This is a genomic window from Olsenella sp. An293 (assembly GCF_002159495.1).
GTDB lineage: Bacteria > Actinomycetota > Coriobacteriia > Coriobacteriales > Atopobiaceae > Thermophilibacter.
The window spans coordinates 27,105-49,644 of record NZ_NFIT01000011.1 but is presented as its reverse complement, the minus strand read 5'-3'; the positions used below and the strand labels follow the sequence as shown (position 1 = coordinate 49,644).

Here is a 22,540-nt window from a genome sequence, read left to right as displayed (position 1 = left end):
GGGACAGTCCCCTTTCGTCAGTGGCAGGTGGAGCCCGCGCGCAGCAGCACGCAGAAGTCGCAGCAGGGGCAGCCGGCGCAGCTGGCGTGCGCCTCGGGGCGCGGGCGCTCGAAGAGGCCCACCACCGCCGTGACGCTCTTGGTCGGCGACATCAGAAGCGCCGGCGAGAGTCGGATGCCCAGCAGGCGTCCCGCATCGAGCGTGTCGAGAAGAACCGGCTGGGTGGAGAGCGGCAGGTCGCCGTAGCCGGGCGAGAAGCGCGATCCGCAGAACAGGCCGCGCGCCGCCGCCTGGGCGACAACGTCGGCCTCCGCCGCGTCCGCGGCGCGCTCCACGGCAGCCGTGGCGGACGCGTCGAAGATCACCTGCGCCACCGGGTCGGTGAGCGAGAGGCGGCGGAGCTCCGCCTCCACGCCCATGCCCACCGTGGCGGCGAGCACGCCCACCGCCACGGCGCCCGCGAGGTGCTCGTCGATCGAGCAGCCCACGAGCTCGAGCGCCGTTCCGGCGAGCCGAATCACGGGCACGCCGTCCTTCTCGCCCCGCCCCGCCACGTCAAAGACGCGCACGACGCCCTGCGGCCGGCACGCGGCGAGGCAGGCCGCGACCACGCCGTCGATGCGCGCGTCGAGCTCGGGGGTGAGCTCCTGGCCGGCATAGCCCAGGTAGCGCAGCACCTCGGAGCGCTCGACCGAGCGCACGTCATAGGAGCGGCGCGCGGGCGGCGCGGGAGAGGGGGACGTCACGCTAAGCCTCGAGGTAGCCGCAGCCGAGCAGGGCCTCGCGCGCGGCGTGCGCCACGGAGGGCTTGTTCATGCTGTAGACGTGCAGGCCGTCGACGCCGTTGGCCGCGAGGTCGCAGAGCTGCTCGCAGGCGTACTCCACGCCGGCGCGCGCCTGGTCCGCGGGGTCGTCGCCGGCGAGCACGAGGCGCTTCACGACCTTGGCGGGGATGGAGGCGCCGCAGGTGAAGGCCATGCGCTGGATCTGCGTGACGCTCGTGAAGGGCATGATGCCCGCCACGATGGGCAGGCGCACCCGGTGGCGCAGGCACTTCTCGCGGAACCGATAGAAGTCCTCGTTGTCAAAGAAGAGCTGAGAGACGAGGTAGTCGGCGCCCGCCTCCTGCTTCTTGTAGAGGCTCTCGAAGCTCTCCTGCTCGGTGGGGGACTCGACGTGGCCCTCCGGGTAGCACGCGGCGCCGATGCACAGCGTGGAGCCGGAGTCGCGCAGATAGGCGATGAGGTCCGAGGCGTGGGCGAAGTCGCGCGCCTCGCGGCCCAGGGCGCGGTCGCCGCGCAGGGCGAGCACGTTCTCGATGCCGGACGCCTCGAGGGCCGCCACGTAGGCGTCGACGTCGGCGCGCTCGGAGCCGAGGCAGGTCAGGTGCGCGAGGGCGGTGACGCCCAGGTCGCGCTCGATCGAGGCCGCGATGGGCACGGTGTTGGCGGAGTTTCCCGACCCGCCCGCGGAGTAGGTGACCGAGATCCAGTCCGGACGGTCGCGCGCCATCTCGTCCGCGATCGCATACGCGGTCTCGAGCGGCATCTCCCCCTTCGGCGGGAAGATCTCAAACGAGAAGGTCTGGCGTGCCGCGAGCTTGTCGATGATCCTCATGAGTCGCTCCCTCCGCGGTTGACAGTCACGTCAGGTTGACAATCTCGTCAGGTTATATTGTCAACCCTGTGACAATATAACCTGACGAGATTGTCAACCCATTACCCATTGTCGCACATGAACGCCGGCATTCTCCCGGCCCGCGTGGACGCCGCGATGTCGAGAAGGGCGCGAGCCACGGATTCCTCGTCGGCGGGGCCGATGTGATAGCGCGCGGTCTCGCGCACCACGGCAACGGCGTTGGCGACGGCCACGGAGTTGGCGTAGTGGCGAAGCACCGCGAGGTCGTTCTCGGCGTCGCCGAAGCAGCAGACCTCCTCGGGCGCAAGCCCCAGGCGCTCCATGAGAAAGTCGCCGCCGTGGTCCTTGCCAAAGCCGTGGGGCGTGATGTCGATGTGCGGGGTGCCCGGCATGGGGCAGACGAAGTCGAGCTCGGGGAGGGCGCAGGCGAGCTCCGCCGCGACCTCCTGGCAGCGCCCGAAGCTGCCCACCACACGCACGTTCGCCTTGTAGCAGGGCTCCTCCGGGACGTCCGACAGGGCCTGAGCGACGCTCCAGAAGTTGTCCGGATGGGCGAGCACGAAGTCGAGGTCGGCGTCGACGGCGACCTTCTCGCCGTCGTACTCGACCACGAGATAGGCGTCGTCCACGTCGCGCAGGGCGGACACGGTGGCGAGAAGGCCCTCGTGGTCGATCGGCACGCGCTCGACGAGCTCGCCGTTGAGGTAGACGAGCTGCCCGTTGCTTGTCACCGCCGTCGCGCAGGCGGCCTCGTCGCCCGCGAACATGCGGGGGAGGTCGCGGAAGATGCGCCCCGTGCAGGGCACGAAGTGAACGCCCGCCGCCTGAAGCTCGTGGATGGCATCCAGCGCGAAGGGCGTGACGACGTGGTCGTCGCGCCAGATGAGGGTGGAGTCCAGATCGGAGAGAACGAGCTTGATCACATGGGTCCCTTCAAAGCAGGCCGTGGCGGGCACGCGCAAGCGCGCCCCATGTCATACGCCCGCGCACGGCCTGCCGGGAGGATTGCAGGCGCGACGGTCGGGGGCCGTCGCGCCCGTATATCAAGCCGCGCGCCAGGTGTTGGGGGTTCCGACACGCGACCCATTCTAGATATATACTCACGCCCGCGCCACGCCGCCCAAAAAGTCGCAGACGGTACCGTGCGCGCCGCCCGATGGGTCAGGGCGCGAGCAGCGGGCGGAAAAGCACCGCCGTGAGCGCGGCGACGGCGACGGCAGGCGCCATCGGGGCCGTGGCGGGCGGCAGCGGACGTCCCGAGACGCGCGCCCGCAGCGCCACAACCGCCCAGCTCACGACCACAAGAAGGCATGACGCCCCCACGACCGCGAGCCCGAGCGCGGCGCCCGTCCACATGCCCGCGGCGGCGAGAAGCTTGACGTCGCCGCCGCCCACGCCCGACTCCCCGCGCACGCACGTCGTCACCGCGGCGGCGACGAGCATGACGGCGAGCACCGCGAGCGCCCCGGCGCATGACGCCACGAGCTCTCCGCGCGCCGCCGCCCTGAGCGCCCCCGACGCCGCGACCGCAAGGACGCACCCGTTGGGCACGATGCGGCTGGCCAGGTCGCTCGCCGCCGCCACGCCCAGACCCGCCGCGAGCGCCCCGACGCACGCGACCTCCAGAACCACGCCAAAGACTTCCATGCCGACCCTCCGTTCTCCCCGCTCGGCCACCTTCTCCTGAGCCTCAGATTCTACGGGGCAGGGCGGGCGACGCGGGCCCGCCGCGCGGGCCGCCGTCCCGACGTTGCAAAGCCTCCGCTAGGCTCTGCCTGCGAAGATGTTGCAAAACCAACCGATTTGTCAGATTGGGGGCAGATTGGCCGCAGCTGCGCGTCAGTCGGCGTCAGATATATACTGTGCCGAAGCCCCAAGGAGAGGAACGCATGAGCGAGAGGACCGCACGCCCCCGCAACCCGCGCATCGAGGCGCTCCGGCTCGTCGCCATCGCCGGCATCGCCGTCTTTCACACGTTTCAGCCGTGGTTCGCCGCGGCGACCGACGGCGCGTGGGCGGCCGAGCCCCTCACGCTCGCCGCGCTCGGCTGCACGAGCCTGCTCGGCGCCTACGGCAACCACGTCTTCTTCCTCGTCTCCGGGCTCTTTCTCATCCCGCGCGCCGCGACGGCCTCGTCAGAGCCCGGATACTGGCCCGCGCAGGGCCGCTCCCTCGCCCGACGCGCCCTCGTGATCGCGGCGACGGTCGCGCTCTACGGGATCGCGGCGCTCGCCGTGAGCGCCTGGGCCTTTCCGCTCGACGGCGTCGAGCTCGGCCAGTTTGGCTGGCTCGTCGGCGGGCTCGAGTTCATCTGGGTCTACCTCGCGTGCGTTGCCGCGGCACCCGTGATCGGCTGGGCATGGCAACGGTGCCGTCACCCGCGCGCCGTCGTCTGCGCGCTCGCGGCCGCCGCCTTCGCCGTCAACGCATACATTGCCTTTGTCTCTCCCGGCTCCGACGTTCGTGGCCTCCTCGAGTGGCGCAAGCTCATGAGCGCTGCGACCTACCTCGTTGCCTTCCTCGTCGGCGGTGCGCTCGGCGAGAAGAACCTCGCGCGACCCGCCCCCATGCTCGCCGCCTGCGGGGCCGTCGCCCCGCTCGCCGAGGTCGCAGCGGCGTTCGCGGGCGACCTTCGCCTGCTCGAGGCGCTCTCGTTCAAGTCGACCTCGCTGCTCTCCTTTGCGCTGGCCGTGGCTTCCGTCGCCCTCGCCGCGCAGCCCCGCCCCGCCAAAGACGCCCCCACCAGGCGCGCCGTCATCGCGCTCGCTCCGTCCATCCTCGGCTTCTACGTCGCGCAGTCGATGTTCTACACCCTCTGGCGCTCCGTGGCGGACGCCGCCTGCGACGCCGGGCTCACGCTGGGCGGGCAGGCGGGGCTGATCGTCGCCGGCGTCGCCGTGAGCCTCGCCATCCTCGCCGTCACGCTGCTCGTTGACCACGCGGTGCGGATTCCCCTGCTGCGGGCGGCTTGCCTTGCGTGAGGGACGCCGTGCCGAGGGTCCCGGACGTGCAAAATCGCCCTTCAGTCCATAATGCCCCGGTGCGCGAAAGCAAAACCGGGCTTCGATCCATGATATTTTGGCCCCGATCGCTCGAGCTCAGGACCTTTAGCTTTACAAATACACGTGAAGGTTTATCTGTCGAGGCGAGACTCCGCACCCGCTCCTCATTTTTCATGAATCGAAGCGCGGTTTTGCTTTCGCGCCCCCCTGTCTCATGGCTCGAAGGTCAATAATGCAAGGGCCGGGCAGGGTCGGCGCGCCGGACGGGTATACTTCTCCTCGTTTTCTCGAACGAGGGGGCTTCATGACCGACTGGATCGTCAAGATGTTCGTGCCCGACGCCCAAAACGTGGGCGATGCCCGCGTTCGTACCCGCTACGGGCTGGTCGCAAGCATCACGTGCATCGTCTGCAACGTCGTCCTGTGCCTGGGCAAGGGGGCGGTGGGCCTGGTCGCGGGCTCTGTCTCCATCGTTGCGGACGCCGTCAACAACCTCTCCGACGCTTCGAGCAACGTCGTGAGCCTCCTGGGCTTCAAGCTCGCAAGCCGTCCCGCCGACGAGGAGCACCCCTACGGCCACGGCCGCTTCGAGTACCTCGCCGGGCTCGTTGTGGCCGCTCTGGTATGCGCCATCGGCCTCAACCTCTTGGGCTCCTCGGTCGAAAAGATCGCCCACCCCGAGCCCACCGAGTTCGGCCCCGCCGTCGTCATCGTACTCGTGGGATCTATGCTCGTGAAGCTCTGGATGGCCGCCTTCAATCGCCGTCTCGGGCGCGTCATCTCCTCCGACACCCTCGAGGCAACCGCCATCGACTCGAGAAACGACGTCATCGCCACCGCCGCCGTCCTCGTCTCGGCCGTGGTCTCGCGTCTCTCGGGCTTTGACCTCGACGGCTGGGCGGGCCTCGCGGTGGGGGCCTTCATCTGCTGGAGCGGCATCGAGCTCGTACGCGAGGCCGTGAGTCCGCTTCTGGGCACCGTGCCCGACCCCGCCTACGTCGAGCACATCCGCAACAAGATCATGAGCTACCCAGGCGTCCTCGGAACGCACGACCTCATGGTCCACGACTACGGCCCGGGGCGGCAGTTCGCGAGCGCGCACGTGGAGATGGCGGGCGAGGGAGACCCCTTCGAGCAGCACGACCTGCTCGACAACATCGAGCAGGACTTCAAGGACGAGGAGGGTCTCGTGATGACGCTGCACTACGACCCCATCGTCACCAACGACCCGGCCGTGCGCGACATGCGACACTGGATCGACCTCGCCGTCAAGGGCATCGACGAGCGGCTCTCCATCCATGACCTGCGCTGCGTTCCCGGCCCCACGCACACCAACGTCATCTTTGACTGCGCGCGCCCCGCCAACTGCGCGCTCGGCCGCACCGAGCTGAAGAAGCGCATCGCGGGGCTCGTCCAGGAGCGCTACCCGCGCGCCATCTGCAAGATCACCATCGACGACTCCTACGTCTCGTCCCGCCAGTGATAGGTTGACAGTCGCGTCGGGTTGACAATCACGTCAGGTTATATTGTCAAGCGCCCGCGGTTTGACAATATAACCTGACGTGATTGTCAACCCGACGCGATTCCCGCCCACACAGATTGGAGCACCATGGCATCCAGCAGCTACCTCGCCAAGCAGATGATCGTCATGCGCCGCGACCTCAAGATGCGCAAGGGCAAGATCGCCGCGCAGGCCGGCCATGCCTGCGTCGAAGCCGTCCTCATGGCGCTCGCCCGCGAGGGGCGCGGAGCGGACGTCCAGGCCACCGAGAGCTGGGCGTGGCTCTATCACGACGAGGGCGACACCTCCCCGCTCACCGACTGGTTCGACGCCGGGGTGGCCAAAGTCTGCGTGTACGTGGACTCCGAGGAGGAGCTGCTCGACCTCGCCGAGCGCGGCCGCGAGCAGGGCCTCATCGTCGCCCTCGTGCGCGACGCCGGCCACACGGAGTTCCACGGCGAGCCCACCTACACCTGCCTCGCCTTCGAGCCCCTCCCCGCCGAGGCGATCGACCCGCTCACCGGCGAGCTGCCGCTGTATTAGCGCAGCGCGCGCCCGATGCATTGTTTCGGCGCTGTAATTCCTACTTGTAAGGTGGGTTTATAAGTGACACCCTAGCCTCACCCAAGGAGAGGGAGGCACCATGCACGTCGCGCACACCGTCGAGAGCCTGATCGGCTCCACGCCCCTCGTCGACCTCACGCCGCTGCTCGGGGCTGGCGCCCGGTCGCGCGTCCTCGGCAAGCTCGAGGCCGCGAACCCCGGCGGCTCGGCAAAAGATCGCGTCGCGCGCGCCATGGTCGACGCGGCCGAGCGCGAGGGCCGCCTCCCGCCCGGAGGGACCATCATCGAGCCCACGAGCGGAAACACCGGGGTGGGGCTGGCCATGGTGGCAGCCGCCCGCGGCTACCGGCTCATCCTCACCATGCCTGACACCATGAGCGTCGAGCGTCGCCAGCTCGCGGCAGCCTACGGAGCCCAGATTGAGCTCACGCCCGGTGCCGAGGGCATGGCCGGAGCCGTTGCCCGCGCCGAGGAGCTCGCGGCGCAGACGCCGGGCTCGATCATCGCCGGGCAGTTCGACAACCCAGCCAACCCGCAGGCGCACTACGAGTCCACCGGCCCGGAGCTCTGGGCCGACACCGACGGCGCGATCGACGCACTCGTCGCCGGCGTGGGCACGGGCGGCACGCTCTGCGGCTCGGCGCGCTATCTCAAGGAGCGCCGGGCTGAGATGCTCGCCGTCGCCGTCGAGCCCGCGGAGTCGCAGGTGCTTGCGGGAGGCGTCGCCGGCCCCCATGGCATCCAGGGGATCGGCGCGAACTTCGTGCCCGGCAACTTCGACCGCTCCCTCGTGGACAAGATCGTTCCCGTGGCAACCGAGGACGCCTTGGCAACGACCCGCCGCCTTGCGCGCGAGCTAGGGCTTCTCGTGGGCATCTCCTCGGGGGCGGCCGTCTTCGCCGCGCTGGGGCTCGCCTCCGACCCCTCGTTTTCCGGCAGGCTCGTCGTGGCGGTCCTGCCCGACACCGGCGAGCGCTACCTCTCGACGGGGCTCTGATGGGCTCCGCGGTCATGCCCGCGATGGGCAGAACGACAGCCGAGAAGAACGAGCGGCCCGCGCTGCGCGAGCTCATCCGAGAGGACGCCCAGGCCGCCTACGAGCGCGACCCCTCCGCCGACTCGGTCGCGGACGTCACGCGCTTCTCGGTGGGCTTCAAGATCGTGCGCGCGTACCGCCGGCAGCACTGGCTCTACGAGCACGGGCAGCGAGCGCTGGCCCTCTGGCTCGCCATGCGCACGCGCATCCGCTACGGGGCCGACATCCACCCGGCGGCGCAGATCGGGCGGCGCTTCACCATCGACCACGGCATCGGCGTCGTCATCGGCGGCACCGCCATCATCGGAGACGACTGCCTCATCTACCAGGGCGCCACGCTCGGCATGACGGGCAAGCACGGCGGGAAGCGCCATCCGACCCTCGGAAACGGCGTCATGGTCGGCGCGGGCTCGATCCTGCTCGGCGCCATCAACGTGGGCGACGGCGTGCGCGTGGGTGCCGGTTCGGTCGTCGTGGACGACGTGCCCGCCAACACCACCGTGGTGGGCAACCCCGCCCGCGTGGTCCGCACCCGCGAGTGCCCGCTCTTCGGCGACTTCGTGTGCCTCACGGACGACTTCGGCAAGAGCTGGGTCGTCGAGAAGTAGGGACCTCGCGGGGCCGGCAGCGGCGTCAGGGTTGACAGTGGCGTCAGGTCATATTGTCAAAAGCTCGCGGTTTGACAATATGACCTGACGCCACTGTCAACCCTGACGCCGCTGCCGGCCCCACGGATCTGCTACAGCACCTGCTCGAGACAGGTCTTCTGCACGGACATGCCCATCGCCTCGTAGAACGCACGGGCCCCGGGGTTGCACGCCCAGACGTTGAGGGTGACGTTGTGGCACCCGAGCTCGCGCGCGAAGTCCAGCACGTGCCGGTAAAGCGCCGTGCCCACGTGCTGTCCGCGACTGGCCTCGTCGACGCAGATGTCGTCGACGTAGATGCTCAGGATGGGCTGCATGTTGTTGGACCCGCGGAAGTCCTGGACCTCGCAGAAGGCGTGCCCGAGCACGCGCTCTCCGTTCTTCTCGTCCACCGCCACGAAGACCGGGCGGGCGTCGTCAACAAACATCGCGAGCAGCTCGTCGTCGGTGTACTTGCGCGTGCCGGCGCGGAAGAGGTCGGGCCGGCCCTCAGCGTGGACCGTCAGCACCTGGCTCAGCAGGCGATGCACCCCGCCCAGGTCCTTCTCGCACGCCCTTCTGATCTGCATCGTGGTCCCCCTCCCCCTCATGGACGTATGCCACGAACTCGTTTGCCTCGTCCTCGGTCGCAAGGCGAGCGGTGTACTGATAGTCGCCCATGTCGTCGGAGAGCGCCGGCGGCACGGGCCCGCACGAGACGACGGCCGAGCCCCACCGCGCGAGGAGCTCCTCATGGGCGTGCGCGTATCGGTGGGCGCCGCGACGGCTCGCGTAGACGCAGAATCCGTCCTCCCCGTCCCGCGGCGTCCGGCGCTCGTCAAAGCAGACCATGTCCGCCCAGATCTGGTAGACGTTGGTCGCGTGGGCGTAGTTCATCATCTCCGGCGTGGTTCCGCCGGGCGGGCGCACGTTCACCTCAAGCCCGACGTAGTCGCCGCGGGCGCCCAGCCCGGCGTGCTCGCGGCCCAGACGGAAGAACTCAAGGTGCACGAAGCGGCTCGTCAGGCCAAAGGCGCGCACCGTGGCCCGGCCCAGTCGCGAGAGCTCGGGGTCCACCTCGGGCAGGGAGCGATACGCCAGGTCGAGGCCCCCGTGCACGACGTCGGCCATCGACGGCGGAAACTCCTCCTGGTTCTCGAAGAGCGGCTCGCCCCGGCTGTCCAAGATGGCGTCCCAGGAGCAGATCTGCCCCTCGACCAGCTGCTCGATCACGTAGGGGACCTCCCCGTGCGTGGCGAGAAGATCGCGCAGGTCGTCATCTGTGCGAAGGATGCGCGTTCCACCGGCGCCCACCCCCACCTCGGGCTTGGCGAAGACCGGATAGTGGCCCATCTCGCCGATGTACCAGCGCGTTTCATCAAAGGTCGAAAGGCACGTCTGGCGCGCGGAGGGCACGCCCGCGGCGGCGTAGAGACCCTTCTGGGCGGCCTTGCTCTGCCAGCGAGCGACCTCGTCGGGCCGCGGGCCGTTCTCGACGTTGAAGTCCTCGCGCAGGCGGGCGTCCAGGGGCAGCCAGTGCTCGTTGTTCGACTCGATCCAGTCGGGCCTGCCCCAGCGGTACGCGAAGTACGCGACGCCACGATAGACCTGGTCGTAGTCCTCGAGGTCGTGGACCCAGTAGTATTCATCGAGCGAGGCCCTCACCTCAGCGGCAAGGGCCTCCCACGGGGTGTCGCCTATCCCGAGCGCCCTGGCGCCGTTGCGGCGCAGGGCCGCGCAGAACTGCCAGTAGACGCTCGGGAACTGCGGCGAGACAAAGACGGCGTTCATTTACTTGGCGCTCGCGCCGCCCTTCGCGGTCTTCTCGGCGGCAGCCTTGGCCGTCGTGGCGGCCTTCTTGGTCGTCGTGGCGGCCGGCTTGGCGGCCTTGGCGGGAGCCGCGGCCTTCTCGGCCTTGACCGGAACGGCGGCCTTCACGGCCTTGGCGGGAGCCGCGGCCTTGGTGACCTTGGCGGGCGCGGCCGGCTTCTCGGCCTTGGCGATGGCCGCGGGCTTGGGCTCAGCCTTGGCCGCCTCGGCGGGCTTGGCGGCCGTCTTGGTCGCGGTCTTGCGCGCGGCCGGCTTCTTGGGCGCGGCGGCCGGCTTGGCCTCGGTCGCGACGGCCTCGTCCTTCTCGGCCTTGGCGGCAGCGGCCTTGGTGGCCGTCTTGGTCGTGGCCGTCTTGGCGGCCGGCTTCTTCTCAGCGGCAGCCTTCGTGGTCGTGGCCTTCTTGCGCGTGGTCGCGGCGCGCTTCTTCGCGGGCTTCTCGGCCGCCGTGGTCTTCTCGACGTCGTCGAGGACGATCGGCAGGAAGTAGCGAAGCTGCTTCTTCCACCAGTACCAGGTGTGGGTCACGTCACCGCCCCAGTAGTCGCACCAAGCCTCGACGCCCAGACGGGCGAGGTTGGCGTCCATCTCGCGCGTGCAGCGCAAAGAGTCGGCCTCGGAGGCCTCCTGACCGGTGCAGAACAGCAGCTGGCGCTGGTTGTAGACCGCCACGTAGGGGTGGTCGAGCGGCATCTGCGGCAAAAACGCGCAGGGCGTGTTCTCGTAGAGGGTGGCGTCCATCCAGTCGCCGAAGTAGCGGCGCGCGTCGTAGCTGCCGGAGAGGCACACGCAGCCCTGGAAGAGGTCCGGACGGCGCAGCAGCGCGATCGCGGCGTGCGTGGCGCCCATGTCGCAGCCCATGGCCAGCGGGCGGGCGGTGGACTTGCTCACCTTGCGGACGAGGGGCACGAGCTCGTCGGCCACGTAGTGATAGTAGGCCTCCTGGCGCTCGGCGCGCTGCGCGGGGTCGCCGTCGGCGGCCCAGGACTCCTGGTCCACGGTCTCGGTGCAGAAGAGCTGGATGATGCCGGAGTCCAGGTACTCGGCGAGCTCGTCGATGACGCCCGCCTCCTCGAGGCTCTCCGGAGAGGCGGCCAGGGTCGGGAACACCACGACCGGCAGGCCCTTCTTGCCATATACGTTGACGTGCATGTCCTTGCCCAGAGCGGCGCTGGTGCACACGACGTTTTTCTTATCCATGTTGTCCCCCAAGACGTGCTTGATAGAGTTTCCCCGAAGGCGCATAAGCCATCTTATCTCTTTTGCCTGCTCTCAGCGTTTTCTCTACGTAAAGGGGACATGAGACGGAAACCTCGATGAGGCGGAGACCTCGACCGTTGCGCGTCGCGGCGCGCTGGCCCACAATGGCGAGAGGCGACCGTCACGTCTCGTCGCCTCTCGGAGAGTCCGGGCGCGGGAGGAGGCCCATGCAGGAAAAGAGCCAGAACTGGACGCGCGGCGTCGTCAAGGTGCTGACCGTGGGTGGCGCGGCGGCGCTCGGCCTCGCGGCCGTCGCGTTTGTGTTCGCCCTCGTCTCGCACGGGCTCGACTGGAAGACGGGCCTGGACTGGGCCCGCAAGCTGACGCTGCTCGTCGGCGCGCTCATGCTCATCACCGGCGGCTGCGGCCTGCTCGTCTCCGGTCGCGACCGCCCGAGCGGCACCATGACCCCGCACGAGGACGACACCTTTCGCATGTTCTGGCACGAGATCGGCATGCCCTGGGGCGCCGCCGTGAGCCTCGCCTCCGTTGACTTCCTCGTTGTCGGGACGCTCGTGGACCTCCTGTACTTCTCGGTCGCCGGATAACGCCGACGGGTCACGAACGGGCCGGGGCGTGCTACTCTTTCTGGTTGGAAATCGGCACAGAGAGGACCCCCGCCCATGCGCATCGGATTTGACAACGACAAGTACATCGCCCTGCAGGCAGAGAAGATCCGCAAGCGCATAGGACAGTTTGGCGGCAAGCTCTACCTCGAGTTTGGCGGCAAGCTCTTTGACGACTACCACGCGAGCCGCGTGCTTCCCGGCTTTGAGCCCGACTCCAAGATTCGCATGCTCGAGAGCCTCAAGGACGACGTCGAGGCCATCATCGTCATCAACGCGGACAACATCGAGAACGCCAAGCGCCGCTCCGACATCGGCATCACCTACGAGGAGGACGCGCTGCGCCTCATGGACTCGTTCCGCGCGCGCGGCCTCATGGTCGGCGGCATCTGCATCACGCACTTCACCGGGCAGCCCCACGCCGAGGCCTTCCAGCGCCGCCTCGAGGGCATGGGCGTGCGCTCCTGGCGCCACTACCTCATCGACGGCTACCCCTCTGACGTCAACCACATCGTCTCCGACGAGGGCTTTGGCAAGAACGACTACATCGAGACCACGCGCCCGCTCGTCGTGGTGACCGCGCCCGGCCCCGGCTCGGGCAAGCTTGCCACCTGCCTCAGCCAGCTCTATCACGAGAACAAGCGGGGCGTTACGGCGGGCTACGCCAAGTACGAGACCTTCCCGGTGTGGAACCTGCCGCTCAAGCACCCCGTCAACGTCGCCTACGAGGCCGCCACGGCCGACCTCGACGACCGCAACATCATCGACCCCTGGCACCTCGAGGCCTACGGCGAGGTCACGGTCAACTACAACCGTGACGTCGAGACGTTCCCCGTGCTCAAGGCCATGATGGAGAAGATCGCCGGCGAGAGCCCCTACCAGTCCCCCACCGACATGGGCGTCAACATGGTGGGCCTGTGCATCTCCGACGACGAGGTCTGCCGCGAGGCCGGCCGAAACGAGATCGTCCGCCGCTACTTCACCGCGGCCGAGGAGCTGCGCCGCACCGGCGAGGGCGCGGACGCGCTCGCCAAGATCGAGCTGCTCATGAGCCAGGCGGACGTCACGAGCGACTACTCCCCCGCGCACCAGGCGGCGCTCGCCAAGGAGGAGGCCACCGGCGGCCCCGCCGCAGCGATGGTCCTTCCCGACGGCGAGCTCGTGACCGGCAAGACCTCCGACCTCATGGGCGCCGCGGCGTCGCTTCTGCTCAACGCCGCCAAGCACATGGCGGGCATCCCCAAGAAGACCTACGTGGTGAGCGAGGAGGCGCTCGTGCCGATCTGCCACCTCAAGACCGAGCACCTGCGCAGCCGCAACCCGCGCCTGCACTCCGACGAGATGCTCATCGCGCTCTCCCTCTCCTCCGCGACCAACGACCAGGCCGAGGCGACGGTCGATGCGCTCGAGCAGCTCGCCGGCTGCGACGCCTACTTCTCGGTCATCATCTCCGAGCAGGACAAGAACACCTACCGCAACCTCGGCATCAACGTCTGCTGCGAGCCCAAGTACGAGCGCCGCGGCTACTACCACCGCTAATCCGGCCACCTCGCACGTCGCCTCTTTTCGACCCCAATCCGGGCATCAAAATGGGCGTCGTGCGAGGTCTCCTATGGCAGCTCTTCAAGAAGCCAGTCTCTCAGCTCCGGCTTCGGAGCCTTGAGGCGCACTTTAAGGTCTTTCGCCACCTGCCGCATGAGCACGTCTAGCGTGTCGCCGGAAAGCTGTCCATCCGTCACAGATATGACTTTCCACCCCATGCTTTTGAGCGAGTTGCGCTTCTTTGCGTCCGAGTTAATCTGCTCGGAATCTGAGTGGTAAAGATAGCTATCGACCTCAAGGATTGTTCTCTGCGAGGGCCAGCAGACGTCCACCTCGTATTGGGCAAACTGGCTGAAGGGGATATCCTCGGACCGCGGCGCAATCACGTAGTTCACCTCTGGCCGCGGCAACCCATAGCCTCCCAACTTTCTAGATAACGTGGCTATGAGCACCGTCTTTGTCTCGAGCGGGGAACGCGTTGGGGACACTGACAGCCTGAGAGCGCGTCGAGCCTTTTCCACCCCCCGACACCCCTTCGCGCTGGCAAGGTAGCTCGAGAGCTCATCGTAACTGAGCAGTGGACCGCGGTCGAGAAACCCCCTCGTTCCCGTCACCCTACCGTACCTTCCCAGGCATTCCATCATGGTCGCGGTCACATGGGGCAGACTTGACCTCACGGCATCCTGAAGGCAGCAAAACGCCGGTGAGGCAATGAGTACGCCTGGAGCAAGCTGATAGAGAGATCCCGGAGGGAGCCTCCCTGACCAAACGTGGCTATTCACCCGCGCAGAGACAATTCTGTGCCCTGCGTCGTCGACGAGTACGTGAAGCGGATCCTCATGAGAATAGGCAACGCCCATGGATTCGAGGCCAAAGTCTTGAATCTCCCTGAATGAATCCGTCGTCCAGTTGAGCCCATTTGCCTGACAGGGATTCCCGAGCCGCTCGAGAAGCCCTTCGTGAGCCCATAATCTTAGTGCAGATATGTCCGTTAGCGTTATCATAACTAAGTAATACTATATATCCTCTTCCTATTCAAGATTGTTTTTATTCCAATCTCTTCTTTACGCATAAGGCGGGCGGTCCGTTTGGCGACCTCGCACGTTGCCCCTTTTTGACCCAAATAGTGGTGTCAAAATGGGCGTCGTGCGAGGTCGCCTGCGAGACATGGCACCGCGCGACTCCGTCGCGGTATGCTTTCCCCTGGTTCAATCGAGAGGAGAGACGTGGACTACCAGCTCATCGCCTTCGACATGGATGGGACGCTGCTCGACACCAGCAAGCGCGTGCTTCCGTCCTCGACGCAGGCCATCGACGAGGCCGTCGCGGCAGGCAAGGACGTCGCCATCTGCTCGGGTCGTAGCCCCAAGATGATCGAGCTCGATCACGCCAGCTTCGGACAGGTTCGTTACGCCATCTGCTGCAACGGCACCGTGCTCTACGACCTGAGGGAGCACCGCGTCCTCTCCACCACGTCGTTTGACCACGAAGTCATCACGCGCGCCGTGCGCGCCGTCGGCGCCGCAGACGCCATGATCGACGTCTTCTCCGGTGCCGAAATGTACTGCCAGACAACGGACCTCGCTCGCATGGACCACTATCGTATGGGCATCTACCGGGGACTCTACGACGCGACGTCCACGCCCGTCGAGAACGTCCGCGAAAGGCTCCTGGACCCCGCAACCTCCGTTCAGAAGTTCATCTTCCACTTCGCCGACCCAGCTTCGCGCCCGATCGCCCGCGAGCGCCTGAGGGACCTCCCCGTCGAGCTCGCAGAGTCCGAGGACGCAAGCCTGGAGCTCTCCCCCGCCGGGGCGACCAAGGGCTCGGGGCTCCTCGCGCTCGCGCAACTGCTCGGCATCCCCCGCGAGGCCACGATCGCCGTGGGCGACGCGGAGAACGACCTGCCCATGCTGAGCGTCGCCGGTCTCGGCATCGCGATGGGCAACGCGACCGAGGAGGCGCGCGCGGTGGCCGACGTCGTCGTCGCGGACAACGACCACGATGGCTGCGCCGAGGCCATCCGCCGATTCCTGCTAGGAGGCGAGCGCGCGTGAAGCACATCCTCATGATCGCCACCGGCGGCACCATCGCCTCGACCGAGGACGGCTCCGGACTGGCGCCCACCATGACCGGCCCTGAGCTCGCCCGTCAGGTCCCGCTCCTCGACACCCTCTGCGAGCTGGACTTTGTTCAGCCCATGAATATCGACAGCACCAACATGCGCCCGCGCGACTGGGTCGAGATCGCGCAGGTCGTCCGCAACGCGTACGACGCCTACGACGGCTTCGTGATCCTCCATGGCACGGACACGATGGCCTACACCGCCGCGGCGCTCTCCTACCTCATCCAGGCGAGCGAGAAGCCCATCGTCCTCACGGGCTCGCAGCAGCCCATGGCCAACCCCTTCACCGACGCCAAGCTCAACATCTACCACAGTGTGCTCTATGCCTGCGATGACGACAGCCGCGACGTCAACGTGGTCTTTGGCGGCAAGGTCATCTGCGGCACCCGCGCCCACAAGCAGCGCACCATGAGCTTCAACGCCTTCACGAGCATGAACTACCCTTCAGTCGCCTACATTCGCGGCAACCGCATCGTCCGCCCCGCGGGCGCCCCCTCCGCCGAGAAGACCGGCGCCAGCCCGCGCTTCTACGAGACCCTGAACGAGCGCGTCATCGTGCTCAAGCTCACCCCTGAGCTGCGCCCGAGTATCTTCGACCTGCTGCGCCGCGACTACGACGCCGTCATCCTCGAGACCTTTGGCATCGGCGGCATTCCCGCCTACGACGGCTCCTATCAGCGCGCGATCTTTGACTGGGTCGACTCCGGGCGAACCCTCGTCGTGACCACGCAGGTCCCCGAAGAGGGCCTCGACCTCGGCGTCTACGAGGTCGGCCACGCCTACGCCGAGAAGGACGGCATTCTCAAGGGCGACGACATGTCGACCGAAGCCCTCGTCGCCAAGACCATGTGGGCGCTCGGCCAGACGCACGACCCCGCCGAGGTCGCCCGCCTCTTCTACCAGCCCATCAACCACGACCGCATGCCGCGCTAACCCACCTGCGGCAAAGCGCCCGCCCTGGGGCCCGGCGGTCTTGCTCCGTGCTCAAACAGTCCTCTTCGCACGAAGGCCACATTAAGTGGCCTTCGGCTCATGCGAAACTGCGCGCGGAGCAAGACCGCCGGACCCTAGCGACAACGTCAACGACAGCGCCCGCCCCATTGTCCCGCGCGCAGTTCTGCAGCCGCGCGTCCTGTGCGCGGCGAAGCTGTCTGAGCACGGGGCAATGGGGCGGGGCAGCCCGTAGGTGAGGTCAGATAAGTTCGGTCACCGTGACGGTGGCTGCGTCGTCGTCCTTCTCGACGCAGCGGAACGAGATCTCGTCGCCCGCCTGATAGGTCACGATCTCAACGAGGTCGGGCAGGGCAAAGTCGTAGATCGTCGCGTCGCCCTCGAGCGTCACGTAGAAGTGCGAGTTGCCGTCGATCACGGCCTGCGCCACGCGGGCAACGGTGCCGGTGACCTCGCGCGTCGCGGAGGCGTCGGCCGCCGTGTCATCCGAAAGCAGGCCGTCGGCGGCGAGCATCCCGAGATAGGCCTCCTGGCACTCCTCCACCGTCGAGCCGGTCGCCACGCTCTGGTACTGCTCGACGTTGATCATCGCGTACATCTTGACCAGGCCCGCGGCGTCCTTGAGCGCCATGAAGTACGTGGGCTGCCCGGCCACGTTGAGCAGCAGCGGATAGGTGGCCTGATAGCCCAGGTGCTGTACCTGGCCCTCGGCCGAGGCCATCGCCGAGTCCTCGGTGGCGCCGCCCTGCGCGAGCGCATAGTAGCGCGAGTCTCCGGTGCGCTGGTTCACCAGGATGAAGCCCACGTTGGAGTTGTCCGCCGTCACGGAGCTCACGCCCGTGTAGAGGTAGATGTCCTCGCCCTGGGCCAGGTAGTTGTAGCCAAGCTCGCCGTTGGTGCCGCTCGTGGTGCGCACGACACCCTCCTGGCCGAGCCACGAGTTGAGCCAGCCGCCCTGGTAGGCGCCGCTCCAGTTGTACTGCTCGATGAGCAGGTCGGCAGGGTAGGCGCGGTCCACCCACGTGGGGCACTCCTCGACGGCGTAGTCGGCCGTCTCGCCCGTGCAGGCGTCGACGAGCACCACGCGCGCGATGGTCGTGCCGCCAAACAGGCCGATCGTCTTTCTCTGCACCGGGTAGACCCACCAGGGGTTGCCCTCGTCGTCGAGCTCAAAGGACTTCTGGTCGAACATGTAGCTCGGATAGGAGAGCTGCACGTGACGGTCGACGTTGCGCAGCAGCGGCTCGGAGTCGGAGTAGAGGATCGGCCGCTCCAGGCGCACGACCTCGGCCTCCTGGGTCACCATGTCCACCAGTACGTACGCCGGAATGCCTGCGTCGCGGTTGGAGAGCCACTTGAAGAGGTCCGCGTAGGCCAGCGGGCTCACGCGCACCGGACGCCCCTGGTAGTTGATCTGGCTGTAGGTGTCCGCGATCTCGAACTGGCTCACGTACTCCGGGATGGAGCCCATGGCGCGGTTGCCCAGGAGAATCGCGGAGTCGCGGTCGATGACGGGGACGTCGGCGTAGTCGACCTGCTCGATGTCAGAGGCGAAGTCGCCGTCGGTGGTCGTCAGGACGGTCGCGTAGCGCTCGGCGTTGCCCGGCACGAAGGGCTGCGAGAGCAGCAGGCCCACGAGAAACGCGGCAATCACGGCACCCGGGAGCAGCATGAGCTTCTTGAGGATCGGGGCGCGCTTGATGCTGCGCGCCGCGGCCACGGCAAGGGCGAGGATGACCACGAGGCAGATGCCGCAGATCCATGTCCAGACCTGCGTGCTGCCGAGGTTGAGCGCGGGATGGAACCACCAGTAGCAGGCTGCGAGCGCCACCACCAGCACGACGGCCGCGATAATGAGCGCGCGCCGGCTCCACTTGGCGAGGCTATCCACGAAAGAGGCGCTCGATCCGGCGCCAGCATCGGAGCCGACCTCGCGCTTGATCTGCTCGAAGAGGTCCTTGAGGTCGGGGCCTTGTGCGGGCATCAGGTTCCTTTCTCGGGCGTGACAGTGGTGACACTATAGCGTGTCGGTGTCGGTGTCGGCGTCGGCGTCAGCGTCGGCGGGCGGCTCGGCGGTCAGGCGCGCGACGGCCCACACCAGCGCGACGGTCACGACGCCGCCGACCACGAGCGTGGGCACGAGCACGTCTCCCAGCAGCGGGTCCAAAACGTCCATGAGCACGGAGGCGCCGTTGACCGCCATGTGCAGCAGCGCGGCATAGCGCAGCCGGCCCGTCCGCCTCACGAGCCAGCCAAGCAGCAGGCCGAGGGCAAACGCATAGGCGCCCTGGACGATGTTGAGGTGCATGAGGGCAAAGACGAGCGCCTGAGCGACGTTGGCCGCCCAGAAGCGGGCGGTCGGGACGGCGGCGCGGGCAACCTCGCCCTTCTCGCCCTCAAGGCGACCGACCGCAGCAACCTCTGGGCAGGTCGCGCGCAGGCAGAACTCAAGGATGACGCCGCGGCAGATGAGCTCCTCGGCGGCGGGGGCCAGCACGGCCAGGTCAACAAAGGTCACGAGGTCCAGCTGGCCCGACACGCCCGCGAGCTCCATGAGCTCGAGATAGAACTCCATCACATCGGGAAAGAGCGGCAGCACCATCGTGAGCACGATAGAGAGCGTCACCTGCAGCGCTATCCCCAGCACCAGCAGCACGCCGGCGAGAAGAACGCGGCGCTCCGGGCGAGAAGGACAGGCGACCTCGCGACGCAGGCGCGCCTCTGGCCTGAGGCGGCGCCACCAGAGCGCCGCCAGGGCGAGACTCGCCGCGGTGGCAAGAACGACCAGCCCATCGGCATCCCACGCCGGCAGCGCGAGCTCAATCGCCACGAGGGCCGCCACCTGGGCCGCCAGATAAGCAAGCGCCGCGCCCAGAGCCGCGAGCAGCCATTTGGCCACGTGCCCCGCGCCGTGGCGCCGGGGCGCGGCGGGCTCTCTGTCCTCGCCCGGGATGCCGACGTTCATGCGAACCTCCCCTGCGACAGGTTGACAATCTAACCTGACGTGATTGTCAACCCATTGTCGCATTAGCGCTCGATGCGCGCGAGCGCGGCGGCGGTCGGGACGAAGACCCACCACGCCAGGGCCGCGCACTCCACCACGAAGATCGCGAGCGCAAGCCCCAGCGCCGCCGGGATCGGCAGCACGCTCCAGAGCGCTCCGGCCAGCAGCGCGAGCGCCGGGAGCGCCATCACGACGATGCCCACGAGAAGCCCCGCAAAGACCATGAGCGTGGCGCCACCGCCCTTGACGAGCTGCGCCTCGTTGTCCCAGGTAAGCCGCGGGAAGCGCGCGCCCAGGCCCAGCGACAGCAGCCCGAGCGACACCGTAGCGCCCAGGTAGAACGCCACGAGGTAGACGCCCGCCGCCGCAGGCACGCCGAGCAGCACGATGGCGGCGACAAACAGCACGAGCATCGGAACCGTGGAGAGCGCGAACGGAGAGACGAACTTCGCCGCCAGGTACGCGCTCCAGTTCATGGGCAGGCCACGCAGGAAGAAGAAGTCCTCGCCATCGCGGCTCACGCCCATCGTGAACGAGTAGGCGGAGAAGCCGAGGAACAGGCCAAAGAACAGCACGCCCACCGCGCACCACGCGAGTGCCGGGCTGTCAAAGGTGAGAAGCGCCGTGAGGGAGCGAGCCATCTCGAGCAGAGCCGCCGGGTCCATGCCCGCGTCGGTCGCCTGGGAGACGCCCACCGCGCCGCTCACCACCATGATCACGATGAAGTAGAGCGGCATGAGCAGCGAGCTCAGGACAAACTGGTTGAAGAACACCGGCACGCGCACCATCATCTTCCAGTCGCGGCTGAGGTTGGCCGCGAACGACCCGCGCGTGCGCGTGGCCTGCGTGAGCTCCGCGCCCTCGACGCGCCTGCCGCGCTTGCCGCCGGCGCCCTGGAGCGCCTGGACGCCCTCGAAGTACCACCGGCGCGCCACGGCCGAGAGGATCACCGCATAGAGCGCCACACTCGCGAGCATGCCGAGAAGACCGCCCAGCGCAGCGATCACGTCGCCCTCGACGACCGGCCTCGCGAGCAGCGACGGCGGGCAGAGCACCCCCACCACGACCGCGGGGACGCCGCCGGAGAGCAGCCCGCCCGCGCCCGACGCGAGCGACGCCAGACCGTCGCCCTGGAAGGCGAACTGGCTGCCCACGCCAATGGCCAGGGCCAGCACGATGATGAGCCCGCCAAAGACGCGCGAGAAGAGGTCCTTGTCGTGCGCGAGGCGCGAGAAGCGCATGAGGGGCACGCACACGATCACGAGCGCCAGGTTGACGGCCACCGCCGCCAGTACGAACGCCACCGTCACGGCGACCCACGTCCCCGGAGCCGCGCCCACGGAGAGCAGGCAGCCCAGCGCCACCGGCAGCAGGATGAGGTCGCCGAGCATCGTCATCCCGAGGAAGTGGGCGAGCTTGGCCCACATGATCGTCGTGGCCGAGATGGGAAGCGTCAGGTAGTAGCCGAGGTCGCGCACAAAGTAGAGAACGTTCACGGCCTGATAGAGGCCCGTGAGCGCCGTGAGGCCCACCAGGGCGACCACGCAGAGGCTGAAGGCCAAATACGGCGTGACGCCCACCTCGCCGAGCATGTAGCCCATCATGAAGAACATCGCCGCCACCAGCAGAAACAGGAAGCCCATCGCCACCTTGCGCGCGCTGGAGCCGAGCGAGCCCCAGATGCCGCGACGCTTCGTCGCGCCGTCGTCCCCGAGGCCCATGCCGGTGTCGTCGAGGTGCTGCTCGCCCTTGATCACCACGCGCAGCATCACCTTGAACTGCCTCCAGGAGAAGTCCTGGGCCGCCGCGCGCACCATCACTTGGCCTCCTGGTCCGCGGCGTCGCCGTCCTTCTCGCCCGCCGGGTCCGTGCCAGGCTCCGCGCCCTGGGCGAACGGCGAGTCCTCGGAGGTGAGCTCGAGGAACATCTCCTCGAGCGAGCCGTTGCTCTTGAAGTGCTCGCGCATCTCGTCGACGGTGCCCACGAAGAGCAGCTCGCCGTGGGCGATCACGCCCACGCGGTCCACGACCTTCTCGGCCACGTCGAGCACGTGGGTGGAGAAGAGCACGGTCTTGCCCGCGTCAGCGTGACGGCGCATGGACTGCTTGAGCAGCCACGACGCCTTGGGGTCGAGGCCGGTCATCGGCTCGTCGAGGATCCAGACGGCCGGGTCGGGCAGGAGGGCGCCCATAATCATCATCTTCTGTCGCATGCCGTGCGAGTAGGACTGAATCTGGTTGTCGAGCTCGCCCTCCATGCCGTACTCGCGCGCGAGCTCCTCGATGCGCGGGCCACGCACGGCGTCCGGCACCTCGTAGACGTCCGCGATGAAGCGCAGGAACTCGTGGCCCTTGAGGCGCAGCAGGTGGTCGGGAGAGTCGCTCACGTAGCAGAGGTTGCGCTTGGCGGCGAGCGGGTCCGTCGTCACGTTGACGCCGTCGAGCTCGATGGTGCCGGAGCTCGGGGCGAGCACGCCCGCGAGCATGTTGAGCAGCGTTGACTTGCCGGCGCCGTTGGGGCCGAGCAGGCCAAAGATCTCGCCGGACTTTATCTCGAGGGAAAGGTCGCGCACCGCGCTTGTGGCGCCGCCGTCATAGGACTTGGACACGTGGTCGATCTTGATCATGGGTCTCCCGTCTTTGGGGGCCAAACGGTCACGCGCGCCATTTTAACCTGCGAGAACCCCCCCCCCGGCAAGTTTGGCGTGACGATTTGGTAAGCGGCTCTCGACGACTCAGAAAAATAACGGGCACGAACCGACCCGGCAAAATCGGGCAACTGGGGAAATGCTCTCCGCAGCGTCTTCGAGGACGTGTTCGTGCCCGTTATTTTTGCGACAGATCGAGTAGAGAGCCCACCCAGTGTCCCTCGCGGCGCGAAAAAGCCCGCCGTCCGCGG

General features: G+C 67.8%; 21 protein-coding genes. 9 read left to right on the top strand and 12 right to left on the bottom strand.

The annotated features are described in order from the left end of the window. Positions 1 to 17: 17 nt before the first annotated feature. The 4 genes from B5F85_RS08055 to B5F85_RS08040 form a co-directional block, all read right to left on the bottom strand. A complete protein-coding gene (locus tag B5F85_RS08055) occupies positions 18 to 746 on the bottom strand; it encodes a hypothetical protein (RefSeq protein ID WP_087316159.1) in 729 nt (242 codons plus the stop codon). A gap of 1 nt (position 747) precedes the next feature. After that, positions 748 to 1,617, bottom strand: a complete 870-nt coding sequence (locus tag B5F85_RS08050) for a methylenetetrahydrofolate reductase (protein ID WP_087316157.1) — start codon at positions 1,615 to 1,617, stop codon at positions 748 to 750. Between the two features lie 101 nt (positions 1,618 to 1,718). Continuing rightward, positions 1,719 to 2,561: an HAD family hydrolase gene (locus B5F85_RS08045; RefSeq protein WP_158094586.1), complete on the bottom strand. Its 843-nt coding sequence runs from the start codon at positions 2,559 to 2,561 to the stop codon at positions 1,719 to 1,721. 238 nt (positions 2,562 to 2,799) lie between these two features. Beyond that, positions 2,800 to 3,285, bottom strand: a complete 486-nt coding sequence (locus tag B5F85_RS08040) for an A24 family peptidase (protein WP_087316152.1) — start codon at positions 3,283 to 3,285, stop codon at positions 2,800 to 2,802. Between the two features lie 242 nt (positions 3,286 to 3,527). On the opposite strand from B5F85_RS08040, the gene B5F85_RS08035 reads away from it, so the two are divergent. The 5 genes from B5F85_RS08035 (at position 3,528) to epsC (ending at position 8,349) form a co-directional block, all read left to right on the top strand. Then, positions 3,528 to 4,619 carry an acyltransferase family protein gene (locus B5F85_RS08035; RefSeq protein ID WP_087316150.1) on the top strand — a complete coding sequence of 364 codons (1,092 nt, stop codon included), beginning with the start codon at positions 3,528 to 3,530 and terminating at the stop codon, positions 4,617 to 4,619. A 325-nt stretch (positions 4,620 to 4,944) separates the two neighbouring features. Then, positions 4,945 to 6,123 carry a cation diffusion facilitator family transporter gene (locus tag B5F85_RS08030; protein WP_087316148.1) on the top strand — a complete coding sequence of 393 codons (1,179 nt, stop codon included), beginning with the start codon at positions 4,945 to 4,947 and terminating at the stop codon, positions 6,121 to 6,123. 126 nt (positions 6,124 to 6,249) lie between these two features. After that, complete coding sequence (gene pth2, locus B5F85_RS08025) at positions 6,250 to 6,684, top strand: aminoacyl-tRNA hydrolase (RefSeq protein WP_087316147.1); 435 nt, start codon at positions 6,250 to 6,252, stop codon at positions 6,682 to 6,684. 100 nt (positions 6,685 to 6,784) lie between these two features. Beyond that, a complete protein-coding gene (cysK, locus tag B5F85_RS08020; RefSeq protein WP_087316145.1) occupies positions 6,785 to 7,702 on the top strand; it encodes a cysteine synthase A in 918 nt (305 codons plus the stop codon). Continuing rightward, a complete protein-coding gene (epsC, locus tag B5F85_RS08015) occupies positions 7,702 to 8,349 on the top strand; it encodes a serine O-acetyltransferase EpsC (RefSeq protein ID WP_087316143.1) in 648 nt (215 codons plus the stop codon). The genes cysK and epsC overlap by 1 nt, the downstream gene beginning before the upstream one ends. Before the next feature lie 131 nt (positions 8,350 to 8,480). Here epsC and B5F85_RS08010 read toward each other — a convergent pair whose 3' ends face one another. Genes B5F85_RS08010 through B5F85_RS10800 form a run of 3 tightly spaced genes read right to left on the bottom strand, consistent with a single transcriptional unit; the run spans position 8,481 to position 11,394 of the window. Continuing rightward, a complete protein-coding gene (locus B5F85_RS08010; RefSeq protein ID WP_087316141.1) occupies positions 8,481 to 8,957 on the bottom strand; it encodes a GNAT family N-acetyltransferase in 477 nt (158 codons plus the stop codon). Next, positions 8,878 to 10,158: a hypothetical protein gene (locus B5F85_RS08005; RefSeq protein ID WP_204204692.1), complete on the bottom strand. Its 1,281-nt coding sequence runs from the start codon at positions 10,156 to 10,158 to the stop codon at positions 8,878 to 8,880. Before B5F85_RS08005 ends, B5F85_RS08010 begins: the two co-directional genes overlap by 80 nt. After that, positions 10,159 to 11,394, bottom strand: a complete 1,236-nt coding sequence (locus tag B5F85_RS10800; protein ID WP_204204691.1) for an alpha/beta hydrolase-fold protein — start codon at positions 11,392 to 11,394, stop codon at positions 10,159 to 10,161. 227 nt (positions 11,395 to 11,621) lie between these two features. Here B5F85_RS10800 and B5F85_RS07995 point away from each other — a divergent pair, with 227 nt between their 5' ends. Together B5F85_RS07995 and B5F85_RS07990 are read left to right on the top strand one after the other, a co-directional pair. Then, positions 11,622 to 12,002 carry a hypothetical protein gene (locus B5F85_RS07995; protein WP_087316139.1) on the top strand — a complete coding sequence of 127 codons (381 nt, stop codon included), beginning with the start codon at positions 11,622 to 11,624 and terminating at the stop codon, positions 12,000 to 12,002. Between the two features lie 75 nt (positions 12,003 to 12,077). Continuing rightward, a complete protein-coding gene (locus B5F85_RS07990) occupies positions 12,078 to 13,559 on the top strand; it encodes a DUF1846 domain-containing protein (RefSeq protein WP_087316137.1) in 1,482 nt (493 codons plus the stop codon). Between the two features lie 71 nt (positions 13,560 to 13,630). Here B5F85_RS07990 and B5F85_RS10575 read toward each other — a convergent pair whose 3' ends face one another. Continuing rightward, complete coding sequence (locus tag B5F85_RS10575) at positions 13,631 to 14,176, bottom strand: hypothetical protein (protein ID WP_143786157.1); 546 nt, start codon at positions 14,174 to 14,176, stop codon at positions 13,631 to 13,633. Between the two features lie 612 nt (positions 14,177 to 14,788). Here B5F85_RS10575 and B5F85_RS07980 point away from each other — a divergent pair. After that, positions 14,789 to 15,619, top strand: coding sequence for an HAD family hydrolase (locus B5F85_RS07980; protein ID WP_158094585.1), 831 nt, complete (start codon positions 14,789 to 14,791; stop codon positions 15,617 to 15,619). Next, on the top strand, positions 15,616 to 16,620 hold the full coding sequence (locus B5F85_RS07975; protein WP_087316130.1) for an asparaginase: 1,005 nt from the start codon (positions 15,616 to 15,618) through the stop codon (positions 16,618 to 16,620). The genes B5F85_RS07980 and B5F85_RS07975 overlap by 4 nt, the downstream gene beginning before the upstream one ends. A 259-nt stretch (positions 16,621 to 16,879) precedes the next feature. Here the strand turns inward: B5F85_RS07975 and B5F85_RS07970 are convergent, their stop codons facing one another. The 4 genes from B5F85_RS07970 to B5F85_RS07955 all read right to left on the bottom strand — a co-directional run bounded on the left by B5F85_RS07970 (position 16,880) and on the right by B5F85_RS07955 (position 22,268). Beyond that, positions 16,880 to 18,622 carry a Tat pathway signal sequence gene (locus B5F85_RS07970; protein ID WP_239386793.1) on the bottom strand — a complete coding sequence of 581 codons (1,743 nt, stop codon included), beginning with the start codon at positions 18,620 to 18,622 and terminating at the stop codon, positions 16,880 to 16,882. Positions 18,623 to 18,655: 33 nt separating this feature from the next. Then, the gene (locus tag B5F85_RS07965) at positions 18,656 to 19,603 is read right to left on the bottom strand and encodes a CPBP family intramembrane glutamic endopeptidase (RefSeq protein WP_158094584.1); all 948 of its coding nucleotides are present in this window, start codon (positions 19,601 to 19,603) and stop codon (positions 18,656 to 18,658) included. Between the two features lie 62 nt (positions 19,604 to 19,665). Then, entirely contained in the window at positions 19,666 to 21,459 is a 1,794-nt protein-coding gene (locus B5F85_RS07960; protein ID WP_087316126.1) for a hypothetical protein, read from the bottom strand. Then, positions 21,459 to 22,268 carry an ABC transporter ATP-binding protein gene (locus B5F85_RS07955; RefSeq protein WP_087316124.1) on the bottom strand — a complete coding sequence of 270 codons (810 nt, stop codon included), beginning with the start codon at positions 22,266 to 22,268 and terminating at the stop codon, positions 21,459 to 21,461. The genes B5F85_RS07960 and B5F85_RS07955 overlap by 1 nt, the downstream gene beginning before the upstream one ends. Positions 22,269 to 22,540 lie beyond the last annotated feature (272 nt).

What these genes read in the sequence shown, in the direction of transcription:
- B5F85_RS08050 (WP_087316157.1), bottom strand. Translation starts at nt 1,617, where the DNA reads ATGAGGATCATCGACAAGCTCGCGGCACGCCAGACCTTCTCGTTTGAG.
- B5F85_RS08040 (WP_087316152.1), bottom strand. Translation starts at nt 3,285, where the DNA reads ATGGAAGTCTTTGGCGTGGTTCTGGAGGTCGCGTGCGTCGGGGCGCTC.
- B5F85_RS08035 (WP_087316150.1), top strand. Translation starts at nt 3,528, where the DNA reads ATGAGCGAGAGGACCGCACGCCCCCGCAACCCGCGCATCGAGGCGCTC.
- B5F85_RS08030 (WP_087316148.1), top strand. Translation starts at nt 4,945, where the DNA reads ATGACCGACTGGATCGTCAAGATGTTCGTGCCCGACGCCCAAAACGTG.
- pth2 (WP_087316147.1), top strand. Translation starts at nt 6,250, where the DNA reads ATGGCATCCAGCAGCTACCTCGCCAAGCAGATGATCGTCATGCGCCGC.
- cysK (WP_087316145.1), top strand. Translation starts at nt 6,785, where the DNA reads ATGCACGTCGCGCACACCGTCGAGAGCCTGATCGGCTCCACGCCCCTC.
- epsC (WP_087316143.1), top strand. Translation starts at nt 7,702, where the DNA reads ATGGGCTCCGCGGTCATGCCCGCGATGGGCAGAACGACAGCCGAGAAG.
- B5F85_RS08010 (WP_087316141.1), bottom strand. Translation starts at nt 8,957, where the DNA reads ATGCAGATCAGAAGGGCGTGCGAGAAGGACCTGGGCGGGGTGCATCGC.
- B5F85_RS08005 (WP_204204692.1), bottom strand. Translation starts at nt 10,158, where the DNA reads ATGAACGCCGTCTTTGTCTCGCCGCAGTTCCCGAGCGTCTACTGGCAG.
- B5F85_RS10800 (WP_204204691.1), bottom strand. Translation starts at nt 11,394, where the DNA reads ATGGATAAGAAAAACGTCGTGTGCACCAGCGCCGCTCTGGGCAAGGAC.
- B5F85_RS07995 (WP_087316139.1), top strand. Translation starts at nt 11,622, where the DNA reads ATGCAGGAAAAGAGCCAGAACTGGACGCGCGGCGTCGTCAAGGTGCTG.
- B5F85_RS07990 (WP_087316137.1), top strand. Translation starts at nt 12,078, where the DNA reads ATGCGCATCGGATTTGACAACGACAAGTACATCGCCCTGCAGGCAGAG.
- B5F85_RS07970 (WP_239386793.1), bottom strand. Translation starts at nt 18,622, where the DNA reads ATGCCCGCACAAGGCCCCGACCTCAAGGACCTCTTCGAGCAGATCAAG.
- B5F85_RS07965 (WP_158094584.1), bottom strand. Translation starts at nt 19,603, where the DNA reads ATGAACGTCGGCATCCCGGGCGAGGACAGAGAGCCCGCCGCGCCCCGG.
- B5F85_RS07960 (WP_087316126.1), bottom strand. Translation starts at nt 21,459, where the DNA reads ATGGTGCGCGCGGCGGCCCAGGACTTCTCCTGGAGGCAGTTCAAGGTG.
- B5F85_RS07955 (WP_087316124.1), bottom strand. Translation starts at nt 22,268, where the DNA reads ATGATCAAGATCGACCACGTGTCCAAGTCCTATGACGGCGGCGCCACA.